The 19,023-nt window shown below is 61.7% G+C and carries 14 protein-coding genes; 8 read left to right on the plus strand and 6 right to left on the minus strand.

The window, feature by feature from the left end; genetic code table 11:
• Positions 1-99: 99 nt before the first annotated feature.
• Positions 100-537 carry a hypothetical protein gene (locus tag G7009_RS24500; RefSeq protein ID WP_181132616.1) on the minus strand — a complete coding sequence of 146 codons (438 nt, stop codon included), beginning with the start codon at positions 535-537 and terminating at the stop codon, positions 100-102.
• Here G7009_RS24500 and trmL point away from each other — a divergent pair.
• Positions 536-991, plus strand: coding sequence for a tRNA (uridine(34)/cytosine(34)/5-carboxymethylaminomethyluridine(34)-2'-O)-methyltransferase TrmL (trmL, locus tag G7009_RS24505; RefSeq protein WP_181132617.1), 456 nt, complete (start codon positions 536-538; stop codon positions 989-991). The genes G7009_RS24500 and trmL overlap by 2 nt on opposite strands.
• Positions 992-1,054: 63 nt before the next feature.
• On the opposite strand, the gene secB is transcribed toward trmL, so the two are convergent.
• The 3 genes from secB to G7009_RS24520 are packed head-to-tail and all read right to left on the minus strand — an operon-like array spanning position 1,055 to position 2,246.
• The gene (gene secB, locus G7009_RS24510) at positions 1,055-1,537 is read right to left on the minus strand and encodes a protein-export chaperone SecB (protein WP_181132618.1); all 483 of its coding nucleotides are present in this window, start codon (positions 1,535-1,537) and stop codon (positions 1,055-1,057) included.
• Positions 1,538-1,576: 39 nt separating this feature from the next.
• A complete protein-coding gene (gene grxC, locus G7009_RS24515) occupies positions 1,577-1,831 on the minus strand; it encodes a glutaredoxin 3 (protein ID WP_181132619.1) in 255 nt (84 codons plus the stop codon).
• A gap of 1 nt (position 1,832) precedes the next feature.
• On the minus strand, positions 1,833-2,246 hold the full coding sequence (locus G7009_RS24520; RefSeq protein WP_181132620.1) for a rhodanese-like domain-containing protein: 414 nt from the start codon (positions 2,244-2,246) through the stop codon (positions 1,833-1,835).
• A gap of 204 nt (positions 2,247-2,450) precedes the next feature.
• Here G7009_RS24520 and gpmI point away from each other — a divergent pair, with 204 nt between their 5' ends.
• The 4 genes from gpmI to G7009_RS24540 all read left to right on the plus strand — a co-directional run bounded on the left by gpmI (position 2,451) and on the right by G7009_RS24540 (position 7,618).
• Positions 2,451-3,992 carry a 2,3-bisphosphoglycerate-independent phosphoglycerate mutase gene (gpmI, locus tag G7009_RS24525; RefSeq protein WP_181132621.1) on the plus strand — a complete coding sequence of 514 codons (1,542 nt, stop codon included), beginning with the start codon at positions 2,451-2,453 and terminating at the stop codon, positions 3,990-3,992.
• 114 nt (positions 3,993-4,106) lie between these two features.
• Positions 4,107-5,390 carry a murein hydrolase activator EnvC family protein gene (locus G7009_RS24530; RefSeq protein WP_219856750.1) on the plus strand — a complete coding sequence of 428 codons (1,284 nt, stop codon included), beginning with the start codon at positions 4,107-4,109 and terminating at the stop codon, positions 5,388-5,390.
• A gap of 81 nt (positions 5,391-5,471) precedes the next feature.
• Entirely contained in the window at positions 5,472-6,791 is a 1,320-nt protein-coding gene (locus G7009_RS24535) for a S41 family peptidase (protein WP_181132623.1), read from the plus strand.
• 8 nt (positions 6,792-6,799) lie between these two features.
• Complete coding sequence (locus tag G7009_RS24540; protein WP_181132624.1) at positions 6,800-7,618, plus strand: divergent polysaccharide deacetylase family protein; 819 nt, start codon at positions 6,800-6,802, stop codon at positions 7,616-7,618.
• Here the strand turns inward: G7009_RS24540 and G7009_RS24545 are convergent.
• A complete protein-coding gene (locus tag G7009_RS24545) occupies positions 7,579-12,258 on the minus strand; it encodes a dermonecrotic toxin domain-containing protein (protein WP_181132625.1) in 4,680 nt (1,559 codons plus the stop codon). The two genes, G7009_RS24540 and G7009_RS24545, sit on opposite strands and share 40 nt — an antisense overlap.
• A 244-nt stretch (positions 12,259-12,502) precedes the next feature.
• Positions 12,503-14,506 (minus strand): choline BCCT transporter BetT, encoded by a 2,004-nt coding sequence (gene betT / locus G7009_RS24555; protein ID WP_258198045.1) that lies wholly within the window; start codon positions 14,504-14,506, stop codon positions 12,503-12,505.
• A 355-nt stretch (positions 14,507-14,861) separates the two neighbouring features.
• Here betT and betI point away from each other — a divergent pair, with 355 nt between their 5' ends.
• The 3 genes from betI (at position 14,862) to betA (ending at position 18,875) form a co-directional block, all read left to right on the plus strand.
• Entirely contained in the window at positions 14,862-15,527 is a 666-nt protein-coding gene (gene betI / locus G7009_RS24560) for a transcriptional regulator BetI (protein ID WP_181132627.1), read from the plus strand.
• Positions 15,528-15,556: 29 nt separating this feature from the next.
• Complete coding sequence (gene betB, locus G7009_RS24565; RefSeq protein ID WP_181132628.1) at positions 15,557-17,029, plus strand: betaine-aldehyde dehydrogenase; 1,473 nt, start codon at positions 15,557-15,559, stop codon at positions 17,027-17,029.
• A 118-nt stretch (positions 17,030-17,147) separates the two neighbouring features.
• On the plus strand, positions 17,148-18,875 hold the full coding sequence (betA, locus tag G7009_RS24570; RefSeq protein WP_375139571.1) for a choline dehydrogenase: 1,728 nt from the start codon (positions 17,148-17,150) through the stop codon (positions 18,873-18,875).
• The last annotated feature ends 148 nt before the right edge of the window (positions 18,876-19,023 follow it).

The raw sequence follows: 19,023 nt of genomic DNA on the forward strand, positions 1-19,023 counted from the left end.
ATTTCGCGGGGTTTTCAAAACTGGCACGACACCTGCAATAGGTAATACATCCTCCAGTTTTGGGGACCTCGGTACAGGCAGGCCGGGAAATCCCCTCTTTTATTCGTGCAGCCTTACCTGCACCCGCCAGCCGCCAGCGTCTTCTGCAGCGCTCCAATCACCCTGCAGAGGACGCGCGGCCACCAGTGTGAGCAGCAACCCCTCATCCGTCTTGCGCACCCGCCATCCGACCGGTCTACCCTGCATCGGCAATTGTCCCTTTCGAGCCTTGCCTTGCGCCTTGAACAGCAGCGCCAGCGTGCCTTCGACGATTTCGCCATGCAGCTCGGGTTCTTCGTCGAACCACAGATCAAGCCCGGACTCCACGACCTCGATGCGTTCGAGCATGGCGGGCTCGGGATTGGTCAGACGACCGATCATCAAACCCACCAGCAAGCCGAACAGCGCCAGCGAAAACAACATGCGCGGCCAAGCCTTCGAACGCGGGTCCGGTTCGGGGTTAGAATGCTCGCCATCTTTATGCTCGGAGCCGTGCATGTTTCACGTCATCCTCTTTCAACCAGAGATTCCGCCGAATACCGGCAACATTATCCGGCTCTGCGCCAACAGTGGCTGCGACCTGCACCTGATCGAGCCGCTGGGCTTCGAACTGGATGACAAGCGTCTGCGGCGGGCCGGGCTTGATTATCACGAGTATGCCACGCTCAGCCGTCACGAGAGCCTGGCCGCATGCCTGGAGAGCCTGGGTCAGCCTCGGTTGTTCGCGTTCACGACCAAAGGCTCGCACCCCTTCCACGAAGTGGATTATCAGCCTGGGGATGCTTTCCTTTTCGGCCCGGAAAGCCGGGGCCTGCCTGCCGAGATACTGGACAGTCTGCCTGCCGAGCAGCGCCTGCGCCTGCCGATGCGACCGGGATGTCGCAGCCTCAACCTGTCGAACACCGTTGCGGTGACGGTCTATGAAGCCTGGCGACAGCAAGGGTTTGTCTGATCCATGAAAAAAGCGCCCTGAAGGGATGAACCCTCCAGGACGCTTTCCATGACCGCGGTGCGCTTACTGCAACGACGGCGCTTCGCCAGCTTCCTGCATGCGCTGCATTTCCTGCGCGTACAGGGCGTCGAAGTTTACCGGCGAGAGCATCAGGGCCGGGAACGAGCCGCGGGTCACCAGGCTGTCCAGCGCTTCGCGCGCGTACGGGAACAGGATGTTCGGGCAGAAGGCACCCAGGGTGTGGCTCATGGAGCTGGCGTCGAGGTTCTTGATCAGGAAGATACCCGCCTGCTGGACTTCGGCGATGAACGCCACTTCCTCACCGTTCTTGACGGTGACGGACAGGGTCAGCACCACTTCGTGGAAGTCACCTTCCAGGGCCTTCTGCTTGGTGTTCAGGTCCAGGGCAACGCTCGGCTCCCACTGCTGACGGAAGATCGCCGGGCTCTTGGGCGCCTCGAACGACAGGTCGCGCACGTAGATGCGCTGCAGGGAGAATTGTGGGGAGTTGTCTTCGGCAGCGCCGTTGGTCTGTTGGTCAGTCATGGCAGATCCTTTTCCTAATGATTTCGAATGCGGTGTGAATCACGTCTTGAGCAGGGCGTCGAGCTTGCCGGCCCGCTCAAGCGCATAAAGGTCATCGCAACCACCGACGTGGGTGCTGCCGATCCAGATCTGCGGCACCGATGTACGGCCAGCCTTCTGACTCATTTCGGCACGCACCTGAGGCTTGCCGTCGACCTTGATTTCCTCGAACGCCACGCCTTTGTTCTGCAACAGGTATTTGGCGCGCGAGCAGTAGGGGCAGTAGTCGCTGGAATAAACGATGACGGGCTTCATATCACTTCACCAGTGGCAGGTTATCGGCTTTCCAGCTGGAAATACCACCGCCCAGCTTGGCCGCGGTGTAGCCAGCCTTGATCAGGTCGCCCGCCACGCCACCGGAGTGCTGGCCCATGGTATCGACGATGATCAGGGTCTTGGCCTTGTGCTTTTCCAGCTCGCCCATGCGGCTGGTCAGCTTTTCCTGAGGAATGTTCAGAGAGCCGACGATATGGCCGGCGGCGTATTCCTTGTTCTTGCGAATATCGATCACCAGGCCATTGTCACTGTTGACCAGGGAGGTCAGCTCGCCGTTGCTCAGGCTGCGGCCGCCGCGGCGCGCTTCATTGAGAATCAGCAGGACCAGCAGAACGATGAAGATAGCTACCAGAATGTAGTGTTCTGTCGCAAATCGAATCAGGTTATCAACCATCAGGGGTGTTCCAGGCCATTGAAAATGCTGGCCAGTATACACAGCCCCCAAGGTCGGCCAAAGCCCGCCGGGCCGGGCCGGGCTCCTCGCGGGTTCCTGCCTGTCGGCCCGCCTGGCAGCACGCCCAAGGATTATTCGTCATCGTTGATCGATTTGCCCTAAAATGCGTGTCCTTACCATTTTCAGCAACCGTGAGTGGGATTGATGACGAGCACGCCTAAACCCTTGGTCCTGATCATCCTGGATGGTTTCGGTCATAGCGAAAGCCCCGAATACAACGCCATCTACTCGGCCAATACCCCTGTCTACGACCGCTTGCGCGCCAGTCGCCCGCACGGGCTCATTTCCGGCTCGGGGATGGATGTCGGCCTGCCGGACGGGCAGATGGGCAACTCCGAGGTCGGTCACATGAACCTCGGCGCGGGCCGCGTGGTGTACCAGGACTTCACGCGTGTCACCAAGGCCATCCGCGATGGCGACTTCTTCCACAACCCGGTACTCACCGACGCCGTGGACAAGGCCGTGGGCGCTGGCAAGGCCGTGCATATCCTCGGCCTGCTCTCCGACGGCGGCGTGCACAGCCACCAGGACCACCTCGTCGCCATGGCTAAACTGGCGGCGCAACGTGGCGCGGAAAAGATCTACCTGCACGCTTTCCTCGATGGCCGCGACACACCCCCGCGCAGCGCGCAGTCGTCGCTCGAGCTGCTCGACGGCACGTTCGCCAAGCTGGGCAAGGGCCGTATCGCCAGCATCATCGGGCGCTACTTCGCCATGGACCGTGACAACCGCTGGGATCGCGTCAGCGCCGCGTACAACCTGATCGTCGACAGCACCGCCGAGTACTGCGCCGAATCCGCCGTGGCCGGCCTGCAAGCCGCCTACGCACGCGACGAGAGCGACGAGTTCGTCAAGGCCACCCGCATCGGTGAGGCGGTCAAGGTCGAGGACGGTGACGCGGTGATCTTCATGAACTTCCGCGCCGACCGTGCCCGCGAACTGTCGCGGGTGTTCGTCGAGCCCGATTTCGCTGAATTTCCGCGCGCGCGCCTGCCGAAGCTGGCGGCCTACATCGGCCTCACCCGGTACTCGGCCAAGATTGCCGCACCGGCGGCCTTCGGCCCCGCCAGCCTGGACAACGTTCTGGGCGAGTACCTGGCGAAAAACGGCAAGACTCAGTTGCGGATCGCCGAGACCGAGAAGTACGCCCATGTCACCTTCTTCTTCTCGGGCGGACGCGAGGAGCCCTTCGAGGGCGAGGAGCGCATTCTCATCCCGTCGCCGAAGGTCGCTACCTACGACATGCAGCCGGAGATGAACGCACCCGAAGTGACCGATCGCATCGTCGAAGCCATCGAGCAGCAGCGCTACGATGTGATCATCGTCAATTACGCCAACGGCGACATGGTCGGCCATACCGGGGTATTCGAAGCGGCGGTGAAAGCGGTCGAAGCACTGGACCACTGTGTCGGTCGCATCGTCGATGCGTTGGAAAAGGTTGGCGGCGAGGCGCTCATCACCGCTGACCATGGCAACGTCGAACAGATGGAAGACGAGTGCACGGGGCAGGCCCATACCGCCCACACCACCGAGCCGGTTCCGTTCATCTATGTCGGCAAGCGCGACCTGCGCGTGCGCGAAGGCGGCGTCCTCGCGGACGTGGCGCCGACCATGCTGAAGTTGCTGGGCCTGGAGAAGCCGGCTGAAATGACGGGGACTTCGATCCTGGTCGACAACCCGGCATAACCCTGCAAAGGTCTCGCCGATCGGACAAACGCCTCGCCGCAGATGCCGCGAGGCGTTTTTTTTGCACGCCATGGCGGGCATACTAGGCTGTCTCCAATCCTGGTACGTCCCTCCATGCTTCGCGTCCTGATCCCTCTCGCCATGACCTGCCTGCTCAGCCCGGCCTTCGCCGACGAGCGCGCGCAGACTCAGCAACAACTGAACGCCACGCGCCAGGACATCTCCGAGCTCAAGAAGATGCTGGACAAGCTGCAGGAGGAAAAGTCCGGCGTACAGAAAGAGCTCAAGACCACCGAGACCGACATCGGTACGCTCGAGAAGCAGGTGGAGGCGCTGGAGCAAGAGCTAAAAAAGACCGAGGGCGAGCTGGAGCGCCTTGATACCGAGAAAAAAAAACTCCAGAGCGCCCGCGTTGAACAACAGCGACTGATCGCCATCCAGGCCCGTTCGGCCTACCAGAACGGTCGCCAGGAATACTTGAAGCTGTTGCTCAACCAGCAGAACCCCGAAAAGTTCGCTCGTTCGCTGACCTATTACGATTACCTTGGCAAGGCGCGCCTGGAACAGTTGCGAGCCTTCAACGAGACCCTGCGCCAGCTGGCCAGTGTCGAGCAGGATATCGCCCGCCAGCAGGCCCAGTTGCTGGCCCAGCGCGGCAACCTGGACAGCCGCCGCCAGGAGCTCGAGGCCGTGCGCAACGAGCGACGACAGGTGCTGGCCAAGCTGAACAGCGACATGAAGGCCCGCGACAGCAAGCTTCAGGCACGCCAACAGGACCAGGCCGAGCTGACCCGCGTGCTCAAGACCATCGAGGAAACCCTGGCCCGCCAGGCCCGCGAGGCCGAAGAAGCGCGCAAGCAGGCCTTGCTGGCGCAGCAGGAGGCCGAGAGGCAGCGTCAACGCGAGGCGCTTGCCAGCCGTCAGGACGACGCACCGAAGAAGCCGCGACCCACGCTCGGCCCGGTCGTCAGCAGTGGTGAAACCTTCGGCGGCGCTTTTTCTGCCGCCCGGGGAAAACTTCCATGGCCGGTCAATGGTCGATTGGTGGCACGCTTTGGCGATGCACGCGGCGATGATGTCCGGGCGAAGTGGGATGGCGTGATGATCGGCGCCGCGTCAGGTAGCCAGGTTCGTGCCATACATGGCGGACGAGTGGTGTTCGCCGACTGGTTGCGTGGTTCCGGACTTCTGGTCATCCTCGACCATGGCAACGGTTACCTGAGCCTGTACGGCCATAACCAGAGCCTGCTCAAGAATGCCGGCGACGTCGTCAAGGCCGGCGAGGCCATTTCCACCGTTGGCGACAGCGGTGGCCAGAGCAGCGCAGGTTTGTATTTTGGCATTCGCCAGCAGGGTCGCCCCAGCGACCCGGCGCAATGGTGCCGCGCCCAGGGATAAGGGTTTTCACTCTCGACGGCGTGGCACATGGCTGCACCGATGCTCCCAGCGAGCGCTATCAGTATCAGGAGTTGGTTCGACATGCTGCAATCGCCTCGCCTCACCCCGCTGGCCCTGACCTTCGCATTGGTCATCGGCACGCCGCTGGCCCACGCGGCCGAGCCGGCCTCCTCGGCCGCGGTGCCCGCTACCACGGTGACGGCCAAAGCGCCCCTGCCGCTGGACGAGCTGCGCACCTTCGCCGAGGTCATGGACCGGATCAAGGCTGCCTATGTCGAACCCGTCGACGACAAGACCCTGCTGGAAAACGCCATCAAGGGCATGCTCAGCAACCTTGATCCACACTCGGCCTACCTTGGCCCCGAGGACTTCCAGGAACTGCAGGAAAGCACCAGCGGTGAATTCGGTGGCCTGGGCATCGAGGTCGGGATGGACGACGGCTTCGTCAAGGTCGTCTCGCCCATCGACGACACGCCCGCTTCCCGCGCCGGTATCGAGGCCGGCGACCTGATCGTCAAGATCAACGGTCAGCCGACCCGCGGCCAGAGCATGAGCGAAGCCGTGGAGAAGATGCGTGGCAAGATCGGCGAGAAGATTACCCTGACCCTGATCCGCGACGGGGGCACGCCGTTCGACGTGAATCTTGCGCGCGCCGTTATCCAGGTCAAGAGCGTCAAGAGCCAGCTCCTGGAGAACGACTACGGCTATATCCGCATCACCCAGTTCCAGGTCAAGACCGGCGAAGAGGTCGGCAAGGCCTTGGCCAAGCTGCGCAAGGACAACGGCAAGAAGCTGCGCGGCGTGATCCTGGACCTGCGCAACAACCCGGGTGGCGTTCTGCAGTCGGCGGTGGAAGTGGCCGACCACTTCCTGACCAAGGGCCTGATCGTCTATACCAAGGGCCGAATCGCCAACTCCGAACTGCGCTTCTCCGCCGATGCGGTCGATGCCAGCGAAGGCGTGCCACTGGTGGCACTGATCAACGGCGGCAGCGCCTCGGCATCGGAGATCGTCGCCGGTGCGCTGCAGGACCAGAAACGCGCCGTGCTTATGGGTACCGACAGCTTCGGCAAGGGTTCGGTGCAGACCGTGCTGCCGCTCAACAACGACCGTGCGCTGAAGCTCACCACGGCGTTGTACTTCACTCCCAACGGCCGCTCCATCCAGGCTCAGGGCATAGTGCCGGACATCGAGGTTCGCCCCGCCAAGCTGACGGCCGAGGCAGACACCGAGAACTTCAAGGAAGCCGACCTGCAGGGCCACCTGGGCAATGGCAATGGCGGCGCCGATCGCCCTTCCGGCAAGGCAGGCACACGCAAGGATCGTCCGCAGGACGATGACTTCCAGCTGAGCCAGGCGCTGAGCCTGCTCAAGGGTCTGAGCATCACCCAGAACAAATGATGCCGCGCATGCCGTACCTGCTGCTCGCGCTGTTCTGCGTATGCTGTGGTGTCGCCGATGCGGCGCCGCGTCAGCCTGCCCAGGCCTACATGACGTTGATCATCGACGACCTGGGCCAGAACGTCGAACGTGACCAAAGGGTCCTGGCCCTGCCAGGGCCTGTCACCCTGGCCATAATGCCCGATACCCCCCACGCCACCGAATTCGCCCGCCAAGGGCACAAGGCCGGCAAGACCGTCATTCTGCACATGCCCATGGACCCGGCCACCGGTCCCTACGCCTGGCATCCTGGCACGCCGTTACCCGAGCTGTCCCGGCGCCTGGACACGGCCCTGGCCAAGGTGCCTTACGCCGCTGGTCTCAATAACCACATGGGCAGCCGCATGACCGCTCAGCGCGAACCGATGGCTTGGCTGATGAATGAGTTGCAGCGCCGCGATCTCGTCTTCGTCGACAGTCGCACCAGCGCGGCCACGGTCGCTGCGGCCGAGGCCCAGGCGATTGGCCTGGCCCAGGTCTCACGGGATGTATTCCTTGATGATGTGCGAACCACCGAGGCCATCGCCGGACAATTGCGCCTGGGTATCGAAATGGCGCGCCAGAATGGCTCGGCGGTATTGATCGGCCATCCTTATCCACAGACCCTGGAAGTGCTGGAAAGAGAAATGCCCCGGCTCGCCAGCCAGGGCATCAAGGTGATCGACCTTCTTCAGATGATCGCGGAGCGAAGCAACCAGGCCACGCCCGCCCATGGCAGACAGGGCCGTTATGCCAATCGCCAGGATCGTCAGTCGAAAGGAATCACGCCATCCACCTGGGAAAGATGAAGATTGCCGCGATAGATCGCCAGCAGATCCTTGCCAGTCGCCGCTGCACGCATCTGCGCCTCACGCCCCAAATTGCGTTGCGACCAAAGCTTGAGATGACCCTTGCTGAACCCGCGGGCAGGTGTGCTTTCGCTGGCGTAATGGAAGTGCGCCTCCCACAAGCCCGCGGCTGGGCCCGCGCCCTTTGGTACTCGCTCGATCGCATAGACATCCAGGTAGTCGCTGGTCGAGAGTTTCTTGCGCAGGATCGTGCGCCTGATGGTCACCTCACCCTCCCCAAGCAGAAACCGCAGGCTTTCGGCCGTAGGATGACTGGTGACGAAGTACAGGTTGGTCAGCAGGTCTCGCCGCGCGTTACGCAAACGTTCGATGCTGCCGTCCAGATCATCGACAAGCTCGTCACCGGGCGCCGCCCGCGTCAGCGTCGTCTTGGCTTCCTGGAGCTTTTCCACATGTCCGTCGATTACCGAAGACAGGCCGATCGGTTCGTCACTGGCGCTGTAGAGCCTGGCCAGCTTGATGATCGACTCGACCTGACCGATCATGGTGGTAGCGCGCGTCCTGACTGCGCTGGAAGATTGCTCGGCTACCTCGTGAACCTCCGCGGCAACGTCGTCCTCGACCCACTCCGCACCTTTCTTGTGAAAGGTCTTCAACACGCTGTTCGTACGTCTGTCGCGCTGCTGGACCACTGCTATACCGTCAACCTCGACCTCCTCAGCCACGACGCTTCGCCCACGCTGCGTTTTCACCACACGTCGCTTGCCGCTTCGCGCGGAGTAGAGGACAGGTCGTGATAGCCGCGGCTCCTGTAGCTCCTGTTCGCGCAGATTCATGGCCAGATCCTTTTCGGCCGCGGCCTTCAGGCTTTCCAAGGTCTCCACGTAGCGCTTGAGCTTATCCTGACGGATGGCCAGGCCACCCAGGACCTTCAGGTACCCCGCAAGTACCGAAGCCTCTTCGTAAGCCTCCAGCACGCCGCTCAGAACGTCGATCTGCTCTTTCAGCGACAGGTTGCTACTTGCAAGATCTCCATGAGCCTCACCGGCGCTTTTCAATGAGTCGCCACTCAGGTAATCGTAGAACTCCTGAAGTGTCTTCTCATCGGCTCCAGCGGTGCGATCGAGGCACAGCTCGGCGAGATCCACGAGCAGGCGAAACTCCAGGTCGATGGCCGACGTTTGACGGCCCTTGATGAGCGGGAGCAGGTAATCGTCCTTCTTGATCCTGGCGGTGCCCTCAAAATTGGTGAAGTGAAGCGAATCGTCCCTATAGGTCGATTCCAGCAACTGGTCGAAAGAACGAGACAGGTCGATGAGGTCCAACTCCCGTTCGACCACCACTTCCAGTGCATCCACGAATGCCTTGTAGTGGGAGCGCTCTTGCTCGCTTTCGGGACGAATCATTACCGCGCCCGCCAGCTTTTCCGCCTCATCATTGTTGATCAGGTTCGCCATTTCGTTGTAGTACGATTCGCAGGTTTCAAGAAGCTGCTGGCGGGTGGCACTGCGTTGGTTGGTGATGGTTTGCGCCATAGCGGGGTCGCTGATCCTGATGTCCGCTATCTTCGACAGCACCTGGTCATGCTCAAAACCCTTGTCGATCAGCGCTCGCATATCCTTGACGACGCGCTGATGGATTCTTGCTCGCAGCGCCTCGCTCAACTTGAGTACGGCATCATCGGACTCATCCGGAACAGGATTGGCTTCCAGTTTCTTGATTGCCTCGTCCTTTTCCGTCAACAGAATTCGATGCTGCTCGAACCAGGTACTCAATTCATTGAATTCCCTGGTGATTCTTTCTTCCTGGTCCTTCAGCGCCGTGAATTGCTGCATGTTCTGCTCGCGCATGGCTCTGACGCGGCTCTTGGGCATGCCGCCGGCCAGGCGAAGCTGGGAATCGATACGCCAGGCCCCTTTGTCCAATGTCAGCCATGGGCCGGGTTGACCCTCCTTGTCGACGATCCGTACGCCCTGCGCCGTCACCTCTGCCGGATAGGTGTCGCCGCCCAGTGTCACATAGTGTCGATTCTCGACCAGAACCGTCCCCTTGCCAGGGCCTGAGCCCATGCGCTCCTGACCATCCAGCACCCTGTCGACGCGCATGGCCAGCAGCGCCTTGCGCCGTTCGGGAGGCAGGACGTTGAAGCCTTGCGCTGCGCGCCAGGAAAAGTCCAGCCGGGCGCCAAACGATCCATCCAGCGCCGCGGGCAGGTAGACCTTGCCCTGCTCGGGCTGCACGGCATGAATGCCAGCGTCTGCGCCCGGCCTGGCCGCGGGTCCTTCGAATACAGCGGCATCGGGCAGTTGCAGATATTCAGGCGAAGCGATGTGGGGCAGGCGTGCATGCATGATGGCCATGCCCAGGTTGAGGATCAGATCGACCACCGCAGCCGATCGCTCGAATTCGTTACCCTGCTTGATCGCCGAGAGATCGTTGTCGATTCCGTTCAACGCCTGCACCAGCCAGGCCACCGCGGCAACGGGGCCTCGCAGCTGCAAGGTGACCAAGTCGAACAGCAACCAGGCCCCCTGAACCAGGATTGTCCAACGGCTCTGGGCATTGGAGACCGATTGGCGGCTGGCCAATTCGACCAACAGATCACGATTGGCCATGTACAGCTTGGTATCCACATCAATGCGCCAGAACTGCGCCGCGAAGCTCGGTGGTTCTACCCCCTCGGGAAACAAGGTCGTATCGAGGATCGGATGCATCAGGTGCGGCTCGGAGAAGCCACCATGGTCATAGACGGAGCGGGCTTGCGAGGGCAGCCAGTCGACGATGCTCCGCTGCAGCGATTGATCTTCGCGTATTCTCGCCATCAGCGCCTGGAGGCTGGAAAACTCCATCACCGGCGCCGAAGCATAGAGCGGTCGATACAACATCACACAGGAGGGTTCCGCGCTGAACAGGACATACATGCCCAGTACCTGGTCATGGTTCATGGTTTGCGGTTCGCGCCTGAAGGCCAATGGCATCAGCATGATTGCCGGCTGTCGAGGATCGATATCACCACGGCAATAATTGACCACGCATTGCAGGCCTGCTTCGCTCACCGTGCCGGCGAGCCTTGCCGAGAGTGCGGCGAACAGCAGGGAGCATCGCCACTCACGGGCGAACAGCTGAATCCGCTGCGATCGCCTGAGAGGTTCATCCAGCTTCTGGGCCACGTAGGTGGGATAACTGCCGCCAATATCGACCTGCTGGATCAGAGACGTTACGTAGTCCACATTCATCCAATCCATGATCAGTTGCTCGTTGCGATGGGTGATGCCGGTTACATTCGCACCTTGCAGGGAACTGAGATTGCCAATAGCAAACTGGGTAAGGCTCATGGTTCTTGTCTCCACCACGCCACCCCCTGCTCCGGCGCCAGCCCCACCGGGAATCCCCCTCGCAACGGAGAGCGTGAGGATCAGGTCGTCGGAGAAATAGTTGGCATCGTCCGGGTGATCGTCGAGCATCTGCTCGCGCAAGCGTTGACTGGCATAGCTGTGCAAGTCCAGCACGCCATCGAGCGCGGCTTTTCCCTTGGACTCGGCTTGAGCCAGTGCCAGGTCGAAAAGCCCGCATTGGTAGGCGAAGCTGTCGGCACCCCGGGCAGCTTGCACGCCGGGTGGCTGGCGCACGTTATCGTCGACATCGACTGCGTAGCCTTCGATGAACCACCTGGCCGGATCGCTCAGAGAATGCAAGGCACGCTCCATCGTTTCGACGTTGGTCAGTTGCAGTCGGCGCAAACGGCGCCCCGAGTCGAGCATCAGGTCGAACAGGACAGCGACCTGTTGGGCAAACACATCGCCTTCAAGCTCATGGCGGTCCCAGCTCATCGCGTCGAACCGATAACGCTCGGCCAGCTCGTCGCGTAACGAGGTCGCAAAGACGCTGAGGGAATCGAACGCCTTGATCACGCCGGAGGCAGACAACCAGAGGAACGTCTGGCGCTCGTCCCACTCGGCGTGGACCAGGAGTTCAGGCAGCGTTTCGATAAAGGGTTGGCCGTGCGTCTCCAACCGGGCCTGCACCATGAACACGCTGGGCCGCGCGGCGCCGCCCCTGAGCAGCCCATGGACACTGGCCAGCTGTTGATCATCGAGACCTTGCAACGGGAGATTGTGCAACAGCGCCGACTTGAGGGTCTGTTGCAACCAGCGGTCGCGGCTGACGCCTACGTTGGAGGGCGAGGCCCAGTATTCGACCTGCGCCTGAGCAAAGTAATCGGTCAGCAAAAGCACGAGGTCATTGAATGCTTCGGTCAGCATGTGGAGCTTGATCGCATCGCCATCGGCGGTCGAACCGGCGTCCTCGATCGCGTAGAAGCGATGCGGAGGTGTCAGGCTCAAGTAATGGTCAAGCCCATCCACATCCGCGAAGTCCAGGGGTATGCCATCGAGCATCGATTGCAGCACGACCTGCACCAATGGCAATGGCTTCCAAGCTCCCGACATCGGCACCATGAGGTACAGGGGCTCCGCCGAGCGCATCTCTGGCCTTGCGCTCGCTATCAGCGGTCGATGTTCGATCAGCACTTGCATGATCTCTCGCCCCGCGACCTGTCGCAGGGTTGGTCGACCAGCAAATTGTGCGGCTACGGCTTGCTTGTAGTCGAGAGGTCGGGGGATGGTTGCTCGCTGCGACATGACGGTGCTTCCTGTTGAGGGGATGCCGCCACTTAACGAGACTCGAAGACTGTGCTGGCACTACATAATGCTTGCGCTTGCCAAGCGCTTTTCAAGCGATACGTAACGTTTCTCCGTCAAACACCCGTGTTACGTAGTGATCTCGACTTTTGACATCCTCCCTCCCCCTCGATGACGCTCGCCGCCTACGGGGCATCAGCGAAAGGGAGGGAGGAACGTCAGCATTTCATCACCCCGCTCGCTGTCAGCTGTAGACGCACCCGAGCACCTGGCGATGGCTTTCGAACTGATCCAGCACGTCGCGCACGATCTGCTCGAGGCTGAAACCCATCAGGTCGTACTCCTGGCTACCGTCGTGCAGGTAGACCTCGGCACGGTAGAAGCGCTGCTCGATGTCAGCTTGCCCAGCCATCGCGGCATCGCTCGGCGCCGCCGCATAGCCGTCCAGGCTGACCTCATAGACGAAGGGGTTGTCCTCCTCCATCATCACTCGCAGCCCCATCAGCGCACGTGACTGCCCGACACGACTTTCCACGTCGAAACCCTGGAACTGCAGTTGCGCCGCCGCTTCCTTGAGCGCAGGGCCTACCTGCCTGTCCATGTAACGCTGGACCACTGCCTGGGAAGGCTGCAGCTCAAGCTGGGTGAGACGCTCGCTGAAACCACGTCGGCCACGGGCCGCCAATTCGGCGCGCTCCTGCTCGAGCCGGCTGTCTTGCTTCATGGCCTTGTACAGGCCGACCATGAACAGTATCAGGACCACCGAGAACGGCAGCCCGGCCAGGACCACCATCGTCTGCATGGCTTCGAAGTTGCCCGCGAACAGCAGACCGATGGTGACCAGGGTAATGATCACCGACCAGAAGATACGCAGCCAGTGCGGTGCATCCTCGTCCACATGGCCGCCCTTGCACGACAGATTGGCCATCATCACCGCACCGGAATCGGCAGGCGTCAGGAACAGCACGAAGCCCACGAAGACCGCCACGCCGACCACGATCCTTGCCGCCGGGAAGTACTCCAGCAGCTGGTAGATCGACATCGAAGGCTGCTCGAGTGCTGTCTTGCCGAGTTCGACCGCACCTTGGTTGATCACCAGGTCCAGGGCGGTATTGCCGAATATCGACAGCCACGCAAGGGTGAAGCCTAGCGGGATGAGCAACACACCAGCGACCAGCTCGCGCACGGTGCGACCCTTGGAAATACGGGCGATGAACATGCCCACGAACGGTCCCCAGGAGATCCACCAGGCCCAGTAGAACACGGTCCACAGGCCCAGCCAGCGCTCGGACTCGGCGCCGCTGCTCTCGTAGACGTACAGATCGAAGGTCTTGAGCACGATGCCATTGAGGTAATCACCGATGTTCTGTACGAAGCCGTTGAGCAGATAGAGCGTCTCGCCGGCCATCAATACGAACAACAGCAAACCGCTGAACAGGATGATGTTCAGGTTGGACAACCGGCGAATGCCGTTTTCCACACCCGACACGGCAGCGATGGTTGCCACGCTGCTCATGGTCAGGATCACCGCCAGCAGGTTGGTCTTGCTGTGATCGATACCGAACAGATACTCGAGCCCCGAAGCTACCTGCATCGAGCCGATGCCCAGATTAGTCACCAAGCCCAGCAGCGTCACGAACATGCCGAAGATATCCACGGCATGACCGGCACTGCCCCTGACCCAGCGCTCGCCCACCAGCGGATACAAGGCCGAGCGCAAGGCCAGCGGCTGGTTGTGACGATAGGCGAAATAGCCCACGGCCAGGCCTACCAGGGCGTATATCGCCCATCCGTGCAGCCCCCAGTGGAGGAACGTCAACTGCAGGCCATGGCGTGCAGCATCCAGGCTGGCCGGTGAGCCTTGGGGTGGATTGAAGTAATGATCCAGGGGCTCGGAAGCACCAAAGTACAACAGCGAGATACCGATGCCGGACGAAAACAGCATGCCGGCCCAGGCGCCATAGCTGAAGTCTGGCATGTCGTCCTTGCTCCCAAGCTTGAGCTTGCCGAAGTCGGAGAAGGCCAGACCGATCACGAATACCAGATAGCCGCAGATCACCAGCATGTAGTACCAGCCGAACGTATGCGTCAACCATGACTGGGCAATACCCAGCATTCGACCCGCGGTTTCAGGGACAGCGATCAGCAAGGCGGTCAGCAGAAGAATCAACAGCGCCGACGTGCAGAACACCGTGCTGTTGACGCGCACCTTCTCGGCGGGAGGTTTTATAAGGGAGGCAGAACTCATTGCACGAAGGCTCCGGGCAGTGCGGGAGTGGAGGCTAATCAGTTTTTTCCCGAGCAATTGGTGCAATAGCCCTACTGCCTCAGGTGTTATAAAAGCACCTTGAAAAGCGTGACCCGGCCGCAAGGGATCGTTTTCCTTCGCCTCGGGCGGACGCTCGACGCGCTTCGACGCGCCTGTTTCACATTTTTCGGGTGTGCCATTTGCTGCCGCCTTGACTGCCTCAAAGACTGTCAATGGCACAAATTGTCGCAGAGCTTATTCTTTATTGATTGAACGTTCAATCAAAACAAAATAGACTGGCCTTCGCCGAGTCAGATGCTTGTCGTCTGCCCGCAGGCCTGAGGAGATTTGCCAGATGCCCAAGGTCGGTATGCAACCCATCCGCCGCCAACAGTTGATCGAAGCCACGTTGCAGGCCGTCGACCAGGTCGGAATGGGAGATGCCAGCATTGCGCTGATCGCACGTTTGGCCGGTGTGTCGAACGGCATCATCAGTCACTACTTTAAGGACAAGAACGGCCTGATCGCGGCGACCATGCGCTACATCATGAGCATGCTCAACGAAGGCGTGGCGGCAAGACGCCAGGCACTGCAGGACGACAGCCCGCGTGCCCACCTTCGGGTGATCATCGAAGGCAACTTCGACGCCAGCCAGGTGAACGGCCCGGCAATGAAGACCTGGTTGGCCTTCTGGGCCTCCAGCATGCACCAGCCGTCATTGCACAGGTTGCAGCGGATCAACGACCACCGCTTGTATTCCAACCTGTGCAGCCAGTTCCGCCGTGCCCTGCCACTCGACCAGGCACGGGTAGCCGCTCGCGGCCTGGCGGCCTTGATCGACGGCCTGTGGTTGCGCGGGGCGTTGTCGGGGGACGCCTTCGACACCGAGCAGGCGATACGCATCGCCTACGAATACATGGAATTACAACTGGCTAAGCAGCAGCGTCCGGACACACACGAGCCGGCCCCTGAAGATATGCGCGGAACGATTGCCCACTCGGCAGGAGCACCGCGCGACTAGCCAACTCACACTGCACTTGCGAGGACACTATGGCCCGTTTCGGAACGCAAAAACTCTACATTGATGGTGGTTACGTCGACGCTGGTACCGATGCCACGTTCGAAGCCATCAACCCGGCCACCGGCGAAGTCCTCGCCCACGTGCAACGTGCTACCGAGGCTGACGTCGAGCGCGCGGTCGAGAGCGCCGAGCGCGGCCAGAAGGTCTGGGCCGCAATGACCGCCATGCAGCGCTCGCGCATCCTGCGCCGCGCCGTCGATATCCTGCGCGAGCGCAACGACGAGTTGGCCATGCTGGAAACCCTGGACACCGGCAAGTCCTACTCCGAAACCCGCTACGTCGACATCGTCACCGGCGCCGACGTGCTGGAATACTACGCCGGCCTGGTGCCAGCGATCGAAGGCGGACAGATCCCGCTGCGCGACAGCTCGTTCGTCTACACCCGCCGCGAGCCGCTGGGCGTGACCGCCGGTATCGGTGCCTGGAACTACCCGATCCAGATCGCCCTGTGGAAGTCCGCCCCGGCCCTGGCCGCCGGCAACGCGATGATCTTCAAGCCAAGCGAGGTGACCTCGCTGACCACCCTGAAACTGGCCGAGATCTACACCCAAGCCGGCCTGCCTGATGGCGTGTTCAACGTGCTGACCGGCAGCGGTCGCGAAGTCGGCACCTGGCTGACCGAGCACCCGCGTATCGAGAAGGTTTCCTTCACCGGCGGCACCACCACCGGCAAGAAGGTCATGGCCAGCGCCTCGAGCTCCTCGCTCAAGGAAGTGACCATGGAGCTGGGCGGCAAGTCGCCCTTGATCATCTGTGATGACGCCGATCTCGATCGCGCAGCCGATATCGCCATGATGGCCAACTTCTACAGCTCGGGCCAGGTCTGCACCAACGGCACTCGCGTGTTCGTTCCCGCCTCGATGAAAGCGGCCTTCGAGGCCAAGATCGTCGAGCGCGTCGCCCGCATCCGTGCCGGCAACCCGGAAGACGAAAACACCAACTTCGGTCCGCTGGTCAGCTTTGCCCATATGGAAAGCGTGCTGGGCTACATCGCCAAGGGCAAGGAAGAAGGCGCCCGTGTGCTCTGCGGCGGCGAGCGCTTGAACGAAGGTGACTTCGCCAAAGGCGCGTTCGTGGCGCCGACCGTGTTCACCGACTGCCGCGACGACATGACCATCGTCAAGGAAGAGATCTTCGGCCCGGTCATGAGCATTCTCTCGTACGAGACCGAAGAGGAAGTCATCCGTCGCGCCAACGACACCGAATACGGCCTGGCCGCCGGTGTCTGCACCAATGACATCAGCCGCGCCCACCGCATCATTCACAAGCTCGAAGCCGGTATCTGCTGGATCAACGCCTGGGGCGAGTCGCCGGCGGAAATGCCGGTCGGTGGCTACAAGCAGTCCGGTGTAGGTCGCGAGAACGGCATCAGCTCGCTGGCCCAGTACTCGCGCATCAAGTCGGTACAGGTCGAGCTGGGCGATTACGCCTCGGTCTTCTAAGGCCTTCCGCCGCGTCCTGAAGGCGCAACTGCAGGAACGAGCCGGTGGACAACTCGCCCTCCGGCCCTTGCAGACCCCATCCATTCGCGAGCGTCGCACGGCTGCCATACGCAGTTCGATGCTTCGATGCTCGCCACTGCTTTCGGAGAAAGCTATGGAATATGACTACATCATCGTCGGTGCCGGCTCGGCCGGTAACACCCTGGCGACCCGTCTGACCGAAGACGCCAACGTCACCGTCCTGCTGCTCGAAGCGGGCGGTCCGGACTACCGCCTGGACTTTCGTACCCAGATGCCGGCCGCGCTGGCCTTCCCGCTGCAGGGCCGCCGCTACAACTGGGCATACGAAACCGACCCCGAGCCGTATATGAACGGACGCCGCATGGAATGCGGCCGTGGCAAGGGCCTGGGCGGTTCCTCGCTGATCAACGGCATGTGCTACATCCGCGGCAACGCCAAGGACTTCGACGGCTGGGCCGAGCTGCCCGGCCTTGAGGACTGGACCTACCTCGACTGCCTGCCGTACTTCCGCAAGGCCGAAACCCGCGACATCGGCCCCAACGACTACCATGGTGGCGATGGTCCGCTCAGCGTGGCCACGCCCAAGGCCGGCAACAACCCACTGTTCCATGCCATGGTCGAGGCTGGCGTACAGGCCGGTTACCCGCGCACCGAAGACCTCAACGGCTACCAGCAGGAAGGCTTCGGTCCGATGGACCGCTCGGTGACCAAGAACGGCCGTCGTTCCAGCACGGCCCGTGGCTACCTGGATACCGCCAAGAAGCGTTCGACGCTGACCATCGTCACCCACGCGCTCACCGATCGCATCCTGTTCGAAGGCAAACGCGCCATCGGCGTGGCCTACCTGGTCGGCGACAGCGAGGAGCGCGTGGAAGCTCGCGCGCGCAAGGAAGTGATCGTCTGCAGCGGTGCCATCGCCTCGCCGCAATTGTTGCAGCGCTCCGGCGTCGGCTCGCGCGAACTGCTGGAAAGCCTCGACATCCCGGTCGTCCACGACCTGCCGGGGGTTGGCGAGAACCTGCAGGACCACCTTGAGCTGTACCTGCAGTACGCCTGCACGCAGCCAGTTTCGCTGTACCCGTCGTTGCTGTGGTGGAACCAGCCGGCCATCGGTGCCGAGTGGATGTTCAACGGTACTGGCATCGGCGCCAGCAACCAGTTCGAAGCCGGCGGATTCATCCGCTCGCGCCCGGAGTTCGAGTGGCCGAACATCCAGTACCACTTCCTGCCCGTGGCCATCAACTACAACGGCAGCAACGGGGTGAAGGAGCACGGTTTCCAGGCGCACATGGGCTCCATGCGCTCGCCAAGCCGCGGCCGCGTGCACCTGAAGTCCAAGGACCCGCGCCAGCACCCAAGCATCCTGTTCAACTACATGGCGACCGAGCAGGACTGGCAGGAATTCCGTGACGGCATCCGCCTGACCCGCGAGATCATGGCCCAACCGGCCCTCGATCCTTACCGCGGTCGCGAAATCAGCCCGGGCGCCGACGTGCAGACGGATGAAGAGCTGGACCAGTTCATTCGCGAACACGCGGAAACCGCCTTCCACCCCTCCTGCTCGTGCAAGATGGGCACGGGTGAAATGGCCGTGGTCGACAGCCAGGGTCGCGTGCATGGCATGCAGGGTCTGCGGGTGGTCGATGCCTCGATCATGCCGATCATCATCACCGGTAACCTCAATGCCACCACGATCATGATCGCCGAGAAGATCGCCGACCGGATCCGTAACCGTGCGCCGCTGCCTCGCAGCACTGCCAGGTACTACGTGGCCAACGGCGCGCCAGTGAAAGGCAAGCCGATGCGTGAAGTGCAGCAGGGCTGATAGCCAACGGCACTCGAGCGAATAATGCTTGCCAGTTAAGGCCAATGGGGCTGCTTTGCACCCCTTCGCGGGCAAGCCCGCTCCCACAAGTTGAGCGCTGAATTCAGGAACTGCGCACTTCTTGTGGGAGCGGGCTTGCCCGCGAAGG

The sequence above is a fragment of the Pseudomonas capeferrum genome, assembly GCF_013523055.1.
In the GTDB taxonomy this organism is placed as follows: domain Bacteria; phylum Pseudomonadota; class Gammaproteobacteria; order Pseudomonadales; family Pseudomonadaceae; genus Aquipseudomonas; species Aquipseudomonas capeferrum_A.